At 67.2% G+C, this 18,119-nt stretch carries 14 protein-coding genes and 1 pseudogene; 3 read left to right on the top strand and 12 right to left on the bottom strand.

The window, feature by feature from the left end; translation table 11 throughout:
* Positions 1 to 21: 21 nt before the first annotated feature.
* Entirely contained in the window at positions 22 to 1,824 is a 1,803-nt protein-coding gene (locus tag ASC78_RS01230) for an FAD-dependent oxidoreductase (protein WP_055795356.1), read from the bottom strand.
* 115 nt (positions 1,825 to 1,939) lie between these two features.
* Positions 1,940 to 2,593, bottom strand: a complete 654-nt coding sequence (locus tag ASC78_RS01225) for a TetR/AcrR family transcriptional regulator (RefSeq protein WP_055795354.1) — start codon at positions 2,591 to 2,593, stop codon at positions 1,940 to 1,942.
* Between the two features lie 233 nt (positions 2,594 to 2,826).
* Between ASC78_RS01225 and ASC78_RS01220 the strand changes: the two genes are divergently transcribed.
* Entirely contained in the window at positions 2,827 to 4,023 is a 1,197-nt protein-coding gene (locus ASC78_RS01220) for an aromatic ring-hydroxylating oxygenase subunit alpha (RefSeq protein ID WP_055795352.1), read from the top strand.
* 1 nt (position 4,024) lies between these two features.
* On the opposite strand, the gene fusA is transcribed toward ASC78_RS01220, so the two are convergent.
* The gene (gene fusA, locus ASC78_RS01215; RefSeq protein WP_055795350.1) at positions 4,025 to 6,085 is read right to left on the bottom strand and encodes an elongation factor G; all 2,061 of its coding nucleotides are present in this window, start codon (positions 6,083 to 6,085) and stop codon (positions 4,025 to 4,027) included.
* A gap of 227 nt (positions 6,086 to 6,312) precedes the next feature.
* On the opposite strand from fusA, the gene ASC78_RS01210 reads away from it, so the two are divergent.
* On the top strand, positions 6,313 to 6,543 hold the full coding sequence (locus tag ASC78_RS01210) for a CopG family ribbon-helix-helix protein (protein WP_235504944.1): 231 nt from the start codon (positions 6,313 to 6,315) through the stop codon (positions 6,541 to 6,543).
* Positions 6,533 to 6,817, top strand: a complete 285-nt coding sequence (locus ASC78_RS01205) for a type II toxin-antitoxin system RelE/ParE family toxin (RefSeq protein ID WP_055795346.1) — start codon at positions 6,533 to 6,535, stop codon at positions 6,815 to 6,817. The genes ASC78_RS01210 and ASC78_RS01205 overlap by 11 nt, the downstream gene beginning before the upstream one ends.
* 30 nt (positions 6,818 to 6,847) lie before the next feature.
* Here ASC78_RS01205 and ASC78_RS01200 read toward each other — a convergent pair whose 3' ends face one another.
* The 9 genes and pseudogenes from ASC78_RS01200 to ASC78_RS01160 form a co-directional block, all read right to left on the bottom strand.
* Positions 6,848 to 8,212, bottom strand: a complete 1,365-nt coding sequence (locus ASC78_RS01200; RefSeq protein WP_055795344.1) for a sigma-54-dependent transcriptional regulator — start codon at positions 8,210 to 8,212, stop codon at positions 6,848 to 6,850.
* A complete protein-coding gene (locus ASC78_RS01195) occupies positions 8,209 to 10,050 on the bottom strand; it encodes a sensor histidine kinase (protein WP_055795912.1) in 1,842 nt (613 codons plus the stop codon). Before ASC78_RS01195 ends, ASC78_RS01200 begins: the two co-directional genes overlap by 4 nt.
* Positions 10,051 to 10,141: 91 nt before the next feature.
* On the bottom strand, positions 10,142 to 11,149 hold the full coding sequence (locus ASC78_RS01190; RefSeq protein WP_235504942.1) for a cytochrome d ubiquinol oxidase subunit II: 1,008 nt from the start codon (positions 11,147 to 11,149) through the stop codon (positions 10,142 to 10,144).
* Positions 11,150 to 11,207: 58 nt separating this feature from the next.
* Complete coding sequence (locus ASC78_RS01185) at positions 11,208 to 12,617, bottom strand: cytochrome ubiquinol oxidase subunit I (protein WP_055795342.1); 1,410 nt, start codon at positions 12,615 to 12,617, stop codon at positions 11,208 to 11,210.
* Positions 12,618 to 12,660: 43 nt separating this feature from the next.
* Positions 12,661 to 13,314, bottom strand: a complete 654-nt coding sequence (locus ASC78_RS01180; RefSeq protein ID WP_055795906.1) for a DUF6781 family protein — start codon at positions 13,312 to 13,314, stop codon at positions 12,661 to 12,663.
* A gap of 10 nt (positions 13,315 to 13,324) precedes the next feature.
* Entirely contained in the window at positions 13,325 to 14,077 is a 753-nt protein-coding gene (phbB, locus tag ASC78_RS01175) for an acetoacetyl-CoA reductase (protein WP_055795341.1), read from the bottom strand.
* A gap of 54 nt (positions 14,078 to 14,131) precedes the next feature.
* Positions 14,132 to 15,273 (bottom strand): annotated as a pseudogene (locus ASC78_RS01170) (acetyl-CoA C-acetyltransferase).
* A 65-nt stretch (positions 15,274 to 15,338) separates the two neighbouring features.
* Positions 15,339 to 16,673 carry an NAD(P)/FAD-dependent oxidoreductase gene (locus tag ASC78_RS01165; protein WP_055795339.1) on the bottom strand — a complete coding sequence of 445 codons (1,335 nt, stop codon included), beginning with the start codon at positions 16,671 to 16,673 and terminating at the stop codon, positions 15,339 to 15,341.
* A 31-nt stretch (positions 16,674 to 16,704) separates the two neighbouring features.
* Positions 16,705 to 18,093, bottom strand: coding sequence for a dicarboxylate/amino acid:cation symporter (locus tag ASC78_RS01160; protein ID WP_055795337.1), 1,389 nt, complete (start codon positions 18,091 to 18,093; stop codon positions 16,705 to 16,707).
* Positions 18,094 to 18,119: the final 26 nt, after the last annotated feature.

Below are 18,119 nucleotides of genomic sequence, written 5' to 3'. Positions count from 1 at the left end.
TATCGGGCGGCCGTACGGCACTCATTGGCTCACCCCCTGCCCTGCCGGCGTCATCTTCAGCAGGAACTTCTTCATGTCCCAGGCTCCGGTAGGACAGCGCTCGGCGCACAAACCGCAGTGCAGGCAGACGTCCTCGTCCTTCACCATCACGCGGCCGGTCTTGAGCCCGCCGGACACGTAGAGGTCTTGCGCCAGGTTGAGCGCCGGCGCTTTGAGTCGTGTTCTCAGCTCCGCCTCGTCGCCGTTGGCGGTAAAGCTGATGCAGTCCATCGGGCAGATGTCCACGCAGGCATCGCATTCGATGCAGGCGATTTCGTTGAACACGGTCTGCACGTCGCAGTTGAGGCAGCGCTCGGCCTCCTTGAAGGCGGTGGCGGCGTCGAAGCCCAGTTCCACCTCCACCCGGATGCTGGCCAGCGCCGCCTCGGCCTTGGCCCACGGCACCTTGTAGCGCAGGTCGTTGGAGGTGTCGTTGTCATAGCTCCACTCGTGGATGCCCATCTTCTGCGACACCAGGTTGGTCATGGGCGGCGGGCGAACGTACACCGGCTCGGCGCGCAGCAGCTTGTCGATCGACACCGCAGCCTCGTGGCCGTGTGCCACGGCCGTGATGATGTTCTTGGGACCGAAAGCCGCGTCGCCGCCGAAGAACACGTTGGGCACGCTCGACTGGAAGGTGTCTTTGTCGAGCGTCGGCAGGCCCCATTTGTCGAAGGCGATGCCTGAGGAGCGCTCGATCCACGGAAAGGCATTCTCCTGGCCCACCGCCACCAGCACCTCGTCGCATTCGAAGTACGCCTCCGGCTCGCCGGTGGGCACGAGCGTGCGGCGGCCCAGGTCGTCGTAGGCGGCCTGCACGATCTCGAAGCGCATCCCCAGCAGCTTGCCCTCGTCGTCATGGACGAAGGCCTTGGGCACGTGGAAGTTGATGATCGGAATGCCTTCGTGCTGGGCGTCTTCCTTCTCCCAGGGCGAAGCCTTCATCTCCTCGAAGCCGCTGCGCACGATGACCTTCACGTCGGTGCCACCGAGTCGGCGGGCCGATCGGCAGCAGTCCATCGCGGTGTTGCCGCCGCCCAGCACGATGACGCGCTGGCCGATGCTCGTGACGTGGCCGAACGAAACGGAGTTGAGCCAGTCGATGCCGATGTGGATGCTGGCCGCCGCTTCCTGGCGGCCGGGAAGGTCCAGGTCGCGCCCGCGCGGCGCGCCGCAGCCGACGAAGATCGCATCCCATCCCTCGGCCATCAGCGCCTTCATCGAGTCGATGCGCTCGCCGCCGCGGAATTCGACGCCCAGGTCCAGGATGTAGCCCGTCTCCTCGTCGATCACCGATTCCGGCAAGCGAAAGCGCGGGATCTGCGTGCGGATGAAGCCGCCGGCCTTGGCGTCGCTATCGAACACTGTCACTTCGTAGCCCAGCGGCGCCAGGTCGCGCGCGACGGTGAGCGAAGCCGGTCCCGCGCCGACACAGGCGACGCGCTTGCCGTTCTTGGGCGCCAGTTTGGGCATGCGCGCGCGCACGTCGTCCTTCATGTCGGCCGCCACGCGCTTGAGCCGGCAGATTGCCACCGGCTCGGGATCCTTCGCGTTGCTTTCCTCGACCCGCCCGCGCCGGCAGGCCGGTTCGCAAGGCCGGTCGCAGGTGCGCCCCAGGATGCCGGGAAAGACGTTGGAGACCCAGTTGATCATGTAGGCGTCGCTGTAGCGGCGCTGCGCGATCATGCGGATGTATTCGGGAACGGGGGTGTGCGCCGGACAGGCGTACTGGCAATCGACGACCTTGTGGAAATAGGCCGGATTCGCAATGTCGGTTCGCTGCAAGGCGTGCCTCCTGACAGTCGCCCTGGACCCCCGAGAGGGGCCGACGAGCGGCGCAGCAAGAGTATGCGCCGCCCCGGCAGCCGCGGGGTCTTGGTGAAATCCCGCAGCAGCCCCGCTACCCGCAGTCGACGCAGCGCTGCCGTCCCGCCTGACCCCGCGCTGCCCGGATGTAACCGACCACCGCGCACTCCACGTCGCCCACCAGTTCTTCCACATCCGGGCACACCTCCTGCACCAGCAGCGCCTGCCCAACCATGGCATCGACCATCGAGAACGCATTGAACGCGGTACGCAGCGGATCGAGCCCCTCCGGCCAGTCGGAAGACGCGACGAAGGCCTCGTGGAACAGGCCGACAAATTCGCGGTAGATCTCGCGGTAGCTCGCGGGCGAAGAAATTCGGCGCTCGAGAGAAAGCAGCGCGCGCCATTCGTCGGCCTGGCCGAGCAGGCCTCGCACGTGCGCCTGCACCATGGCTCGCAGGGCCGCCTCGACCGTGCGTGGGCCCGACGGCTTGGCCGCCACCGCCAGAATCGCGGCCTGCTTGCGCATCCAGCGGCGGATCGTGACCGCGGCAATCGACTCCTTGCCGGGAAAGTACAGATACAGCGTGCCCAGGCCCACACCCGCAACGCCCGCGATCTCGCGCATCGAGATCTTCTCGTAGCCCCGCTCGACCAGCAACATGACGAAGGCATCCTGAATCGCGCAACTGGTCATCCATGCGCGCGACTGCACGGGCTTGCGGCGAGGTCTGACGATCGTATTCATGCGGGGGCGGCGGAGGGCTCCAAGGGAAGAGGGCTCATCTTCGGGGTTCGCCACGGCGGGTGCAAGCTGACCCGTGCGCGCCGGGAAAAGCTGAACACCCCTCGCGCCGACGTGCCAGAGGACCAGGTTTGCGCGCCTGCCGGCAACCTCCCATGAAAGCTGAACATGTCCGCCACGCATCCGACATAAGCTGAGGGCTGTTCCATGGCTCACCTCGATGCGAAGCGATCCCGATGATCAAACTGAACACTGCTGCACCGATGCCCGCGACGCTGGCCGACATGGTTCGCCGCCTCGACCAGGCGCGGGTGACCCAAACACGTGAGGAAGGCGAGGAGTCCGGAACCGTGCCTGTCGGCCACTACACGGACCATCAGCATTGGCAGCAGGAGCAGGCGGCGCTGTTCGGCCAGTGGCCCATCGTTGCGGCCCACAGCTCGGAAGTTCCGATCGGATCGGCCCTGCCCTTCGACTCGCTCGGCGTCCCCATCGTCCTGACCCGGGCGGCCGACGGCCGCGTGCGCGCTTTCCTCAACGTGTGCCGGCACCGCGGCATGGCACTGGTTGCCGGCTCGGGCCCCGAGCCGGCCAAGGCCAAGCCCTGCAAAGCGCTGGTCTGTCCCTACCATGCCTGGACCTATGAGCTCGATGGCCGACTGCGGCACCGCCTGCATGCCGAGACCTTTGACGGCATCGAGCCGGCCACGCTGAACCTGGTCGAGCTGCCCTGCGACGAAGCCAGCGGGCTGGTCCTCGTCAAGCGCAGTCCCGGTGCGGCGTTTTCAGCAGAGGCCTTTTTGCAAGGGCTGGGCGCGCATCTGGACTGGATGGGCCTGGCCCGGATGACCGTGTTCCGCAAGGTCGACAAGGTTTACGACGCAAATTGGAAGCTGACGGTCGATGCCTTCCTCGAGGGCTACCACATCCGCGTGCTGCACCGCGACACGATCTATCCCTTCTTTGCCGATGCGTACACCGTCAACTTGCATGCAGGGCCGCACCAGGACTCGCTGGTGGCACGCCGAACCGCCTTCGAGGCTTTCGAGCCGCCGCAGGACCGCGAAGCACTGTGCAAGCTCGCCACGCCGACGCAGCTCGTGTTCCCGAACACCTTTCTCATCTGGCACCCCGACTACGTGAGCCTGATCGGCATGTTTTCGCCAGCGCCGGATCAGGTCCGCTGGGTGCACACGATGCTGATTCCGCCGGATCGCACCGGCGACGATTGGACCCCCCATTGGGAGAAGACCTTCCAGCTCATCGAGCAGAACGTCTTCCAACAGGAGGACATCGCCACCGCGGTGGCGATCCACCGCGGCCTGTCCAGCGGTGCCAATACGCATTTCCATCTCGGGCGGCTCGAGCACGAGGTGCTGCGCTTTCATCGGAACATCGACGATGCGCTCGGCGGGAGGCTGGGCCCCGCCTGACTCAATCCTCCTCCCGCACCCGATACTGCCCCATCAGCGTCTGCTGAACGGACGGCGGCACGGCTTCGTAGTGTGACAACGCCATCGTGTAGCGCCCCTGCCCGCTGGTCATCGCATTGAGCCGCGACTGGTAGTTGGCCAGTTCGGCCTCGGGCACCTGCCCGCCGACGGTCACGGTGCCGCCCCCAAGGTCTGACGTACCGGTGACCAGGCCGCGCCGCGACGACAAATCGTTCGTGACGTCGCCTACCGAATGTTCGGGCACGGCAATCTCGATCTGCACAATCGGCTCGAGCACGACCGGCCGCGCTTCGCGGATCGCAGCCATGAAGGCCTTGCGGCCGGCGGTCGCGAAGGCGATGTCCTTGCTGTCGACACTGTGGTGCTTGCCGTCGTGCACCACCACGCGCACGTCGACGACAGGGTAGCCGGCGATCGCGCCGCTTTGCAGCACCTCCCGCACGCCCTTCTCGACGGCGGGGATGAACTGGCCCGGGATCGCCCCGCCCCTGACTTCGTCGGCAAATTGAAAGCCGGCACCACGCGCCAGCGGCTCGATGCGCAGAAAGACTTCGGCGAACTGGCCCGCACCGCCGGTTTGTTTCTTGTGGCGGTGATGCCCCGCGGCCGGCGCGCTCACGGTTTCGCGGTAGGCAATGCGCGGCGGCCGGGTCAGGACCTCGAAGCGGTACACCTCGCGCAGGCGCTCGAGCACGATGCGCAAGTGCAGCTCGCCGAGCCCGTAGAGGACCGTCTCATTGGTCGCGGCGGCATGCTCGATGCGCAGGCACGGATCCTCGGCCGCGAGCTTGCCGAGAATCTCCCAGGCGCGCTGCTCGTCGCCATGGCGCTTGGGCTCCACCGCCAGGCCATGCACCGGCACCGGGAACGCGAGCGGCGCGAGATGGATGTGGTTGTCTTCCGCCGCGTCGTGCAGCACGGCGTCGAAATGGATCTCGTCGATCTTGGCCACCGCCACGATGTCGCCCGGTATCGCACGCGAGACCTCCACATGGTCTTTGCCCTGGAGCATGAACAGGTGCCCCACCTTGAAGGGCTTGCGCCCGTCGCCGACATAAAGAAGGCTGTCGCTGGTGACCGTGCCCTGGTGCACACGAAAGATACCGAGCTTGCCGACGTAGGGGTCGACGGTGACCTTGAACACGTGCGCCAGCACGTGCAGCGACGGATCGGGCTTGGCTTGCATCGGCTTCGCATCCGAGCCCTCGCCGAGCAGGAACTGCGGGGGATTGCCCTCGGTCGGGTCGGGCAGGAGCTTGACGATGACGTCCAGCAGTTCGGCCACACCGGCACCGCTGCGCGACGAGACGAAGCACACCGGAATCAGGTGGCCTTCACGCAGCGCCTGCTCGAGCGGCGCGTGCAGCTCGGCCGGATCCACGTCGCCCTCCTCGAGGTAGCGGTCGACAAAGGCCGGATCGACCTCGACCACCTGCTCCACCAGCGCACGGTGCGCCGCTTCGACGGGGCCGAAGTCGGACTGCCCGAAGCGGTTGAAGAAGCAATCCACCACCTGCCTGCCGACCCCATCGGGCAGGTTCAGCGGCAGGCATTCGCGGCCGAAGGTCGCCTGGATGTCGGCCAGCAGGCCCTTCAGCGAAACGCCTTGCGAGTCGATCTTGTTGACGATGATGATGCGGGCGAGGTGCCGCGACGCCGCGTACTCCATCATGCGCACCGCCATCGGCTCGATGCCGGTGGCGGCATTGATGACCACCGCCGCTGTTTCGACCGCCTCCAGCGCCGGCAGGCTCTGGCCGAGGAAGTCGGGGCCGCCGGGCGTGTCGATGAAGTGGATGCGCGCGCCGGCATGCTTGAGGTGCATCACCGACGCGTTGAGCGAGTGCTGCATTCGGCGCTCGAGCGGGTCGTAGTCGCTGACGGTGCTGCCGCGCTCGACGCTGCCCATCGCCCCGATGGCGCCCGCCTTGTGCAGCAAGGCCTCGGCAAGGGAGCTCTTGCCCGCGGCTGCGGGGCCGACGAGCGCCAGCGTTCGCACCGCTTCCATATCGGCCGTGAGGCCGTTCGATCGGCTTGGCATGGCATGGTCTCCTTGGCGTCCGCAAGGCCGGCCCGGCGGCCCGCGTGGGCTCGGGTGCTGCGCGTGGACGTTGGGCCAGCGTACGGGATTGGCCGTGCCGATGCAAGGCTGCGTTCGCCGACCTGCGTTCGGACCGGCGAAGCATGCCCCTGTGGATCGACGCGCAAGGTGTCGTGCTAGGATGTGTACATCCGAATACAGCCTTGGATCTATTGATGTCAACCACGATGACCATTCGACTCGACGACGAGGTCAAGGAGCGGCTCGACCATCTGGCCGATGCGACTCACCGCAGCAAGTCGTTCCTGGCAGCCGAAGCGATCCGCGCCTATGTCGAAACCAATGAGTGGCAGATCGGCGAAGTGCGTGCTGCGCTGAAGGAAGCGGACGCGGAAGACTTCGCAAGCGACAAGGAGGTTGCAGCGGTCGCAAGAAAATGGAAGGTGAATGCGGATTAAGTGGCTGCGCACGGCGCTGCGCAACCTGGACGAGGAAGCCACCTACATCGCCACCGACGACGCGGCTGCCGCCAGGCTTGTCGTCGATCGAATTTTCAGGTCGGTGGCCCAGCTTGCTCTTCAGCCTGGCCTTGGTCGGCCTGGGCGCGTGCCTGGAACGCGCGAGTTGATCGTGCCAAGGACCCGCTACATCGTCCCCTATCGCGTACGAGGCGACGTCGTCGAGATCCTGCGCGTGTTCCACACATCTCGCCGCCTGCCGCAGCGCTGGTAGGCCGACGCAACGATCGGACGATTTCCCGCCCTAGGCCTTGAACTCGTCCGCCGCAATGCCGAGCTTGCGCAGCTTGTCGTGCAGCGTCTGCCGCGCGATGGCCAGTGCGCTGGCGGTGGCCGGTTGGTCTCCCTGGTGCTTGCGCAGCGTCTCGACGATCACCGCCCGCTCGAAGGACTCGACCTGCTGCGGCAGTCCGCGGGGCAAGGCGGGCATGTCTTCGCCGTTGCCGCGCACCTGCGTCAGGCGCTCGCCCAAGAGGCCGAGCACGAAGCGGTCGGCCACGTTGCGCAGCTCACGCACGTTGCCGGGCCAGGCATAGGCCATCAGGTCGGCGACCTGCGCGCTGCTCGGGATCGGCGCGGCGCGTTCGTAGCGCGCGGCCGCCAGCAGCGTGAAATGCTCGAACAGAAGAGGAATGTCCTCGCGCCGTTCGCGCAGCGGCGGCAGCTCGATGAAGGCGACGCCGAGCCGGTAGTACAGGTCGGCCCTGAACTTCTGCTGGTCGCTCATGTCCTTCAGGTCGTCCTTGCTCGCAGCCACCACGCGGCAGTCGAAAGGAATGGCCTTGTTGGAGCCGATGCGCTCGATGCTGCGCTCCTGCAGCGCACGCAGCAGCTTGATCTGCACCGGCATCGGCATGCTCTCGATCTCGTCGAGAAAAAGCGTGCCGCCGTTGGCGTATTCGAACTTGCCCACGCGCACGCGGTTGGCGCTGGTGAAGGCGCCGGCCTCGTGGCCGAACAACTCGCTTTCGGCCAGCGCCTCGGGCAGGCCGCCGCAGTTGAGCGGCACGAAGTGCTGGCGGCGGCGCTCGCTGTGCTCGTGCAGGCAGCGGGCGACGAGTTCCTTGCCGGTGCCAGTCTCGCCATAGATCAGCACGTCGGCCGAGGTCCCGGCCAAGGTCATCACGGTGCGGCGCACCTGCTGCATCTGCGCCGAGCGGCCGATCAGCACGGCCTGGATGCCGTGCCAGTTCTCCAGCGCGTCACGCAGGGCTCGCACCTGCAGCGTGAGCTGCCGGCGCTCGATGGCGTGACGCACGATGGCCACCAGCCGCTCGGAGCTGAACGGCTTCTCGATGAAGTCGTAGGCGCCCTCGCGCATGGCCTGCACCGCCATGGCGATGTGGCCGTGGCCGGTGACGAGGATCACGGGCAGCTCTGCATCGGCCTTGTGCAGTTCGCTCAGCCATTCGGTGCCGCTCATGCCCGGCAGGCGCACGTCGCAGACCACGATGGCCGGCACGCCGAAGCTGATGTGTGCGCGCGCGCGTTCGGCGCTAGTGAAGGCTTCGACTTCGAAACCGGCCAGGTTCAGCACCTGGATCGTGCTGAGGCGGACGTCTTCGTCGTCCTCGACCAGCAGCACCCGGATGGCAGGGGCTTCACTCACTTGTTGATTACTCCTGTGGGGGTGGGAATATAGACGGCCTGGACGGCGGCTGGCAGGTCGGCAATGAAGCAGGCGCCGCCCTCCGGCAGGTTGGCGGCGCGCAGTGTGCCATCCATGGCCCGCACCAATTGTGCCGAGATCACGAGGCCCAGGCCGAGTCCGGTGCCCGCCGGCTTGCTGGTGACGAAGGGCTCGAACAGGCGCGGCAAGATGTCGGGCGGAATGCCGGGCCCGGTGTCGCTCGCGCGCAGGATCACGCGGCCGTCCTGGGGCCGGGCTTCCAGGCGCAGGGTGCGCCGCGCGGCGGGCGAGGCCTGCATGGCGTCGATGGCGTTGCGCATCAGGTTGACGAGCACGCTGCCCAGCGCGGCCTCCTCGGCCATGACGCTCAGGGTGGCGGGCTGCACGTCGACCGCGATGGCGATGCCGTTCTTCTTTGCGGCTTCGGCGACGATGGCCTGCGCGTCGGCAATGGCCTGCGCCATCGGCACCGGCGCGAGCGGCAGCTCGCTCTTGTGCGCGAAGGTCTTGAGCTGCGAGGTCAGGCGCGCCAGGCGGTCGACCATGCCGCGGATGCGCTGCAGGTTGCCGCGCACGTCGTCCAGGCGGCTCTTGTCGAGCAGAATGGCGGCGCTTTCAGAGAGTGTGCGCATCGCCGTGAGCGGCTGATTCAGCTCGTGCACCACACCGGCCGACATCTGGCCCAGCGCCGCCATCTTGCCGGCATGCACCAGTTCGCCCTGCGCGGCTCGCAGCTGCGAGGTACGCGCGGCCACGGTCGATTCGAGGGTGTCGTGCGCCGCCTGCAGCGCCGCCTGGTTGGCCAGCTTCTGCCGCACGGCGCGGCGACGCTGCCACAGCGTGACGGCGAGCAGCAGCAGCACCCCCATCGCCAGGCTCGCGGTGATGGCCGCATTGCGCGCGCCCACGCGCACCGGCCCCAGGTCGTCGAGCGCCATCAGCTGCCAGGGCGCACCGCGCAGCGCGCGCTTCGTGGCGAGCTGGTCCACGCCGTCGAGCGCGATGACCTGCACGTCGCGCGCCAGCGCTTCCTTCAGTGTCCATTGCACCGGCTGCAGGCCAGCCTCGCCGTAGGGACGCGAGCGCAGCACCTCGGCCCGCTGCGAGGCGTCGAGCGGCAGCATCGGGCGGAATTTCAGGTCTTCGCGCGTGGCCAGGATCACCACGCCACGCTGGTCGATCAGCGCCACGTTGCCGGGCAGCATGCGCCAGGCGCGCTCGGCCTCCTCGAGGTTGACCTTGACGGCGACGACGCCGCGCACGGGCTGGTCGCGGCGCAGGGCGTAAGAGAGGTAATAACCGGGCTTGCGGCTGGTTATGCCGATGCCGTAGAAACGGCCCTTGCCCTGTCCCAACGCATCGATCACGTAGGGCCGGAACGACAGGTCCTGGCCGACGGTGGTGCCCGGGCGGTCCCAGTCGGAGGCCGCCAGCGAGGTGCCGGCGGCGTCCAGCACATAGAGCATCTCCGCCCCCGCAGCGGCATTGACGCCGTCGAGATAGCGGTTGACCGCGTCGCGCAGACTCGCATCCGATGGCGCGCGCAGCAGCGCGGGGACGATGGGGGTCATCTCCAGCAGCGCCGGCAAATATTCGAAGCGGGCCAGGTCCGCATCGAGCCCGGTTGCGAGCATGTCGAGCCGGTGGTCGGCCGCCTCGCGCAGCCGCGCCAAGCCGTTCTGCATGGCGAAGTGATGGCCCGCGATGGCGGCCAGGGCCACCAGTGCCAGCGCGCCGAGCCAGCGCGGCAGGCCGCGCCGTCGTCTGGAGGTGTGAGAAGGCAAGTCGAGGCGCAGGGCCGGCTCCCGTGAAATCATGAAGCCGTTATTGCACAAGGCCGCGAAGGCCGCATCAGTGGCTGCCCGGTGCCGGGTGTCACGGCTGGTTTCAGCCAGGCCCAGCGTCTGCTCAGGCATAGCGCAGTTCCCCTGTCTTGCCGCGGAAGACCCGATAGGAGAACACGGTGTAGCCCACGATGGCCGGCACCGAGATGCACACGCCGACCAGGATCACCTTGAGCGCCGGCGCGCTGCTCGCCGCCTGCCAGATCGTGAGCTGGCCGATCACCACGTAGGGATAGATGCTGTAGGCCAGTCCCAGGAAGCCGAGCACGAACACCATGACCAGCAGCACAAAGGGCAGCCAGCACACCGGCCCGCGCACCATGCGCGTGTTCAGCAGGGCGCGCACGGCCAGCAGCGCCGCGCCGGTCATGAGCGGAATGGCCGCGAGCGCCAGGATTTCGGGCAGCTTGAACCAGCGCTCGCGCACCTCGGGGCTGATCCAGGGTGTGGCCATCGAGATCAGCAGCATGCCGCCGACCATGGGCGCCCAGGCGGTACGCGCCCATTGCACTGCCCGTTCCTGCAGCGCACCCTCGGTCTTCATGATGAGCCAGGCCGCGCCCATCAGCACGTAGGCCATCGGCAGCGCCACGGCGATGGCGGCGGCAAACACCGGGTAGTTCCAGCCGGTGCCGAAGCCGCTGATGTAGCGCCCCAGCATCCAGCCCTGCGCCACCGAGGCCAGGGTGGAACCCGCGAAGAAGAGCCGGTCCCAGGTGCGCTTGTGGCTGTCGCGCGCCTTCACGCGGAAGTCGAAGGCCACGCCGCGCAGCGTGAGGCCGACGAGCATCAGCGCCACCGGCAGGTAGAGCTCGCCCAGCACCAGGCCGTGCGCCTTCGGGAATGCGACCAGCAGGATGCCCACGCCCAGCACCAGCCAGGTCTCGTTGGCATCCCAGAACGGGCCGATGGAGGCGACCATCACGTCCTTCTCGGCATCGGTGGCGCGGTGCATGAGCATGCCGACGCCCAGGTCGTAGCCATCGCTGACCACATAGACCAGCATCGACACGCCCATCAGCACCATGAAGATCACCGGCAACGCGGCATCGAAGCTCATCGCCGCGTTCATTGGGTGACCTCCACGCTTCGCGCTGCGGTGCTATTCGACTTGGGAGCGTCCCGGCGTCTCATGCACGGCCTCCATCGAGAATCGGCGAGGTGATCGCGCCAGCCGGAGTGGCGGCTTGCTCCGCCGCCTCGGTCGCCAGCACCTCGTCGGGCTTTTCGGCCATGTACTTGAGCACCGCCACATACGCCACGATGAGCGCGAGGTACAGCGCCACGTAGAGCGCCAGCGTGAGCCCGATCATCGCGGCCGGCACCTTCGACACCACGTCGGCCGTGCGCACCAGCCCGTAGACGATGTAGGGCTGGCGGCCGATCTCGGTGACGTACCAGCCTGCCACGGTGGCCACCCAGCCCGAGAAGGTCATGCCCGCAAACAGCCACAGCAGCGCGCGCGGCAGCTTTGCCGGTTGCCAGCGAGCGCGGCGATACAGCCACCAGCCGAGCCAGCTGGTCGCGAGCATCAGCATGCCCATGCCGACCATGATTCGAAACGCGAAGAACATCGGCAGCGGCGGCGGGTGCGCATCGGGAAAGTCGTTGAGCCCGCGGATCTCGCCGTCAGCCTTGTGCGTGAGGATCAGGCTCGCACCGTTCGGCACTGCGATCTCGAAGCGGTTGCTGCGCGTCTGGGCATCGGGAATGGCGAACAGCAAGAGGGGCGCCCCGCGCTCGGTCTCCCACACGCCTTCCATCGCCGCGATCTTGGCCGGTTGGTGCTCCAGCGTGTTGAGGCCGTGCATGTCGCCCACCACGATCTGCACCGGAATCAGAACCGCCGCCAGCGTGAGCCCCACGCGCATCACGCGGGCCGCGCTGCGCTGCCCCGCGCCGCGCAGCACCTGCCAGGCCGACAGGCCAGTGAGGAGGAACGCGCAGGTCAGCGCCGAGGCCAGCAGCATGTGCGCAAAGCGATAGGGGAACGAGGGATTGAAGATCACCGCCAACCAGCTCGCCACGTGGAACTCGCCGTCCACGATCTCATGGCCCGCGGGCGTCTGCATCCAGGAGTTGAGCGCCAGAATCCAGAAGGCCGACAGCGTGGTGCCGAAGGCCACCATGAAGGTCGACATGAGATGCACGCGCTCGCTGACCTTGCCATGGCCGAACAGCATCACGCCCAGAAAGCCCGCCTCCAGGAAGAACGCGGTCAGCACCTCGTAGCCCAGCAACGGTCCCGCCACGTTGCCGACGCGCTCCATGAAGCCCGGCCAGTTGGTGCCGAACTGAAAGCTCATGGTGATGCCGCTCACCACGCCCAGCGCGAAGGTCAGCGCGAACACCTTGGTCCAGAAACGGTAGGCGTCGAGCCAGCCCTGCGCCAACACGGTGTCGGTGCCGCCGCGTGTGCGCAGCCACCGCCAGCGGAAGAACAGCAGCAGCCAGCCCAGCGCAATGCTGATCGTGGGAAACAGGATGTGAAAGGTGATGTTGGCCGCGAACTGCATGCGGGCGAGGATCAGGGCGTCCATCGGGTTCCTTTCAGGCCGGCGGCGGTGCCGCCGCCGGCCCGGGTCATCGCTTCGCCGCCCCGCCCTGCTTGAGGGCTTCGGACATGCCGATCAGCACGCCGCTCACCAGCGTTGCGTAGCTGTCGAGCATCGCCTGCGACGCGCGCAGGCTCAGCGCACGGCCGTCGCGCAGGTTCTTGTGCGTGTCTTCCATGAGCTGTTCGAGCGCCGCGGTCGCGCGTGCGCCGGTGCCTGTACCCTTGCCTTGCGCCGCCTGGAACACGGCGCTCCAGGGACCGTCGGCCGGCGCCGCCTTGCGCACGCTGGCAAACAGCGTGTCTTCCATCTTCTCGATGTCGGCCAGCGCCTTCTTGAGCTGCGTCTCGCGCAGGCTCACGCCCTGGTCGACCAGCTGCTGCAGCGCACGCTGGTTGGCCACCACCGCCTGTTCGAGCGCGCCGTCCATGCCCGCGAACGCCTTGGCCAGCAGCGCCTGCACGTCGGGCGCAGGCAGCTTGCTTCCTTCGGCACCGGCCGAGGCCGCCTTGGTCACCGTGCCCAATACCTGCCGGATGTTGGAAAGCGTGAGCTCGCGGCCCTGCAGCGCCTTGAGCGTGGCCTCGTGCACGGCCTTGCGGATGGCTTCGCCCTGCTTGGCCGAGGCGTCGGTGAACTTGTTGATCAGTGCGACCTGATCGATGCCGTTTTTGAGGATCATGGCCATCCGTTCATTGCATGTGCTGGCCGCCGTTGATGGCGATGTTGGCGCCCGTCACGAAGGCCGCCTCTTCCGAGGCCAGGTAGATGATCAGGCCGGCCACTTCCTCGGGCTTGCCCAGGCGCCCGACGGGGATGTGCGGCAGGATCTTGCTGTCGAGCACTTCCTTCGGGATGGCCGTGACCATCTTCGTGCCGATGTAGCCGGGCGAGATGGTGTTGACCGTCACGCCCTTCTTCGCGACCTCGAGCGCCAGCGCCTTGGTGAAGCCGTGCACGCCGGCCTTGGCGGCCGAGTAGTTCGTCTGGCCAAACGCGCCCTTGGAGCCGTTCACCGACGACACGTTGATGATGCGGCCCCAGCCCCGGTCCACCATGCCGTCGGCCACCTGCTTGCTCATGTTGAACAGGCTGTCGAGGTTGGTGCGCAGCACGGCGTTCCAGTTGATCTGGTCCATCTTCTTGAAGGTCATGTCGCGCGTGATGCCGGCGTTGTTGACCAGCACGTCGACCGGGCCGAGGGCCGCCTGCACCTGGCTCACCGCCTGCGCGCACGAGTCGTAGTCGGCCACGTCGCAGGGCACGGCCAGGATCTGGTAGCCGCGCTCGGCCATCTGCGCCACCCACTCGGCATGCGACTTGTTGCCCGGCGAATAGGTCACGGCGAGCTTGTAGCCCGCATCGACCATCTTGGTGGAGATCGTCTCGCCCAGGCCGCCCATGCCGCCGGTGACGAGGACCACTTGTTGCTTCTTCTCGCTCATTTGATTGCTCCTTGGTGCGTCGTGTGTGACAGTGAAAAATTCGTTCAGGCGCGTTCAAGCACGTTCAACGGCCAGCGCCACGCCCATGCCGCCGCCGATGCACAGCGAGGCGAGGCCCTTGTTGGCGCCGCGGCGGCGCATCTCGTGCAGCAGCGTCACCAGCACGCGGCAGCCCGAAGCGCCGATGGGATGGCCGATCGCAATGGCGCCGCCGTTCACGTTGATGCGGCTGGTGTCCCATTCCATTTCGCGGTTCACGGCGCAGGCCTGTGCCGCGAAGGCTTCGTTGATTTCCATCAGGTCGAGGTCCTGCGCCTTCCACCCGGCTTTCTTCAATGCCAGCTGCGACGCGGGCACCGGGCCCATGCCCATGAGCGACGGGTCCAGCCCCGCGCTTGCATAGGCACGGATCACGGCCAGCGGCTGCAGGCCGAGCGCCGCTGCGCGCGAGGCCGACATCACCAGCACCGCGGCCGCGCCGTCGTTCAGGCCGGAGGCGTTGCCGGCCGTCACCGAGCCGGCCTTGTCGAAGGCCAGGCGCAATCCTGCGAGCGCGTCGGCATTGGTCTTGCGGTTCACGAACTCGTCGGCGGAAAAGACGATCGGGTCGCCCTTCTTCTGGGCGATGCTGAACGGAAGAATTTCGTCGTTGAAGCGCCCGGCGTCCTGCGCGGCCGCGGCCTTCTGTTGCGAGGCCAGCGCCAGCGCGTCCTGCATCTCCCCATGTGGTACTGGTTGTAGACGTCCCACAGGCCGTCCACGATCATGGTGTCGACCAGCTTCCAGTCGCCCATGCGCTGGCCGTTGCGCGAGTTGGGCAGCACGTGCGGCGCGGCGCTCATGTTCTCCTGGCCGCCGGCCACCACGATCTCGGCGTCGCCGCACTTCACGGCCTGTGCCGCCAGCATCACGGCCTTCAGGCCCGAGCCGCACACCTTGTTGATGGTGAGGCCCGGCACGCCGATGGGCAGGCCCGCCTTGATGACGGTCTGGCGCGCCGGGTTCTGCCCCGCGCCGGCGGCGAGCACCTGGCCCATGATCACCTCGGACACCGCATCGCCCGGCACCCCGGCCTTCTCGAGCAGTCCTTTCACCACGTGCGCGCCCAGATCCGGCGCCGCCGTGCCGGCGAGCGCGCCGCCGAACTTGCCGACCGCCGTACGTTGCGCGGCCACGATCACGATATCGTCTGACATGAGAGTCTCCTTTGGGGGTTGATGCGAAGGGATTGGAAAGAAGGTCGAGTCATGGCCGCATCTGCTCAATGCAGCTTGACGTGGGGTTCGGTGCGCCGCGTGATGAGGCGCGCCAGCGTGTCGAGCGAGACCTTGACGACGCCGTGCAGCGCCAGCTCGTGCATCTTGTAGAGCGACACGTACATGAGCCGGGCAACGCGGCCTTCGATCATCAGGCTGCCGCCGGCGGGCCCGCCCATCATGTTGCCGACAGTGCTGAATTCGCCGAGCGACACCAGCGAGCCGAAGTCGCGGTAGCGATAGGGCTTGAGCGCCTTTCCGCCCAAGCGCCGGCGAATCTGCGCCGCGACGTGTGAAGCCTGCTGGTGCGCCGCCTGCGCGCGCGGCGGCACCAGCCCGCCCTTGCCGTCGTTCGCCCCGGGCCAGTCGCAAGCCGCGCAGTCACCGATGGCAAATACGTCGGCATCGCGCGTGGTCTGCAAGGTGGGCAACACCGCGAGCTGGTTGCTGCGGTTGGTTTCCAGCCCCGCGATGTCCTTCATGAAATCGGCTGCCTTCACGCCCGCGGCCCACACCACCAGCTCGGCCGGCAGCACCCGGCCATCGGCCAAGCGAACGCCCTCGGGCAGCACCTCGGCCACCTTGGCAGAGGTGTGCACGTCCACGCCCAGCTTGCGCAGCAGCGCCTCGGTGGCGGCGGACATGCGCGCAGGCAGTGCGGGCAGCACGCGGTCAGCGGCCTCGATCACGCTGACCTGGATGTCCTTCTCGGCGTCCACGCGATCCAGCCCGTAGGCGATTACTTCGCGCGTGGTGCGGTGCAGCTCGGCCGCCAGCTCCACGCCGGTGGCGCCCGCGCCGATGATGGCCACGTGCAGCTGCTCGGGGCGCAGCGGTGTGGTCTGCGCATGCGCGCGGATGCAGGCATTGACCATTCGCTGGTGAAAGCGCTGCGCGTCCGCCTTCGATTCGAGCCGCAGCGCATGCTCGCGCACGCCGGGCGTGCCGAAGTCGTTGCTGAGGCTGCCGATGGCAACCACCAGCGTGTCGTAGCCGAAGGCGCGCGCGGGCGTGACCAGCCGACCCTCGTCGTCCATGTAGGGCGCCACCTGCACCTCGCGCCGCTCGCGGTCGATGGCGGTCAGCTCGCCGAGGCGGAAGCGGAAGCGGTGCCAGTGCGCCTGCGCGAGGTAGTCCACTTCGTGCGCGCTCAGGTCCATGCTGCCCGCGGCGATCTCGTGCAGCTTGGGCTTCCAGACGTGGGTGCGGTTCTTGTCGATCAGCGTGATGTCCGCATGGCCGCGCTTGCCCAGCGTGTCGCCCAGGCGCGTCGCCAGTTCCAGGCCGCCGGCTCCGCCACCCACGATGACGACTCGGTGCTTCTGCACGGGGCTGTTCATGGTTGGCTGCTCCGTGCAGGCATGCAATGCATCAGCGGGCCTGGGCCACCGGCATGTGGGTCTCGACCTTGTCCGGCAAGGCCGGGGCCACAGGCATGTGGGTCTCGACCTTGTCCAGCACCGCCTCGGGCGCCTCGGCTTCGGCCGTCGTCTCGTTGTCCAGGATGCGCTTCATGCGGACGGTGTCCAGGTCGTTGGTCCACTTGGCGACCACGACCGTGGCCACGCCGTTGCCGATCAGGTTGGTGAGCGCGCGGGCCTCGGACATGAAGCGGTCGATGCCGAGGATCAGCGCCAGGCCGGCCACCGGGACATGGCCCACCGCTGAAAGCGTGGCCGCCAGCACGATGAAGCCGCTGCCCGTGACGCCCGCCGCGCCTTTCGAGGTGAGCAGCAGCACGGCCAGGAGCGTGAGCTGCTGGGTGAGCGTCATGTCGGTGTTGGTCGCCTGCGCGATGAACACTGCCGCCATCGTCAGGTAGATCGAGGTGCCGTCGAGGTTGAACGAGTAGCCCGTAGGGACCACCAGGCCGACCACCGACTTCTTGGCGCCCAGATTCTCCAGCTTGGCCATCATGCGCGGCAGCACCGATTCGGAGGACGAGGTGCCCAGCACGATCAACAGCTCTTCCTTGATGTACTTGATGAACTTCCAGATGCTGAAGCCGTGGAACCGCGCGATTCCCCCCAGCACCACGAAGATGAACAAGAGGCAGGTCAGGTAGAAGGTGGCCATCAGCTGGCCGAGCTGCATCAGCGAGCTCACGCCGTACTTTCCGATGGTGAAGGCCATGGCACCAAAGGCGCCGATGGGCGCGACCTTCATGATGTAGCCCACGATCACGAACAGCACGTGCGAGCCCTTCTCGATCACGTCGAACACCAGCGTGCCGCGGCCGCCGAACTTGTGCAGCGCAAAGCCGAACATCACCGCGATGAGCAACACCTGCAGGATCTCGCCCCTGGCGAAGGCATCGACCACTGTGTTCGGGATCACGTTGAGCAGGAAGTCGGTCGTGCTCTGCATCTTTCCGGGGCCGGTGTAGGCCGCGACGCTCTTGGCGTCGAGCTGGCTCACGTCGACATTCATGCCGGCGCCAGGCCGCACGATGTTGATGATCACGAGGCCCACCACCAGCGCGATGCTGCTCACGATCTCGAAGTACAAGAGCGCCAGGCCACCGGTCTTGCCGACCTTCTTCATGTCCTCCATGCCCGCGATGCCGACCACCACCGTGCAGAAGATGATCGGCGCGATGATCATCTTGATCAGCTTGATGAAGCCGTCGCCGAGCGGTTTCATCGAGGCGCCGGTGTCCGGATAGAAATGCCCCAGCAGCACCCCGAGCACGATGGCCGTGATGACCTGGAAGTAGAGGGACTTGTAAAAGGGCTTGGGTGCGACGGATGGTTGGTCCACGGGGATCTCCTAGAAAATTTCAGACG

This window comes from Variovorax sp. Root318D1, from assembly GCF_001424835.1.
Taxonomy (GTDB): domain Bacteria; phylum Pseudomonadota; class Gammaproteobacteria; order Burkholderiales; family Burkholderiaceae_C; genus Variovorax.
Note: the sequence above shows the minus strand (reverse complement) of the source record. Positions and strands in the feature narration are given on the sequence as shown.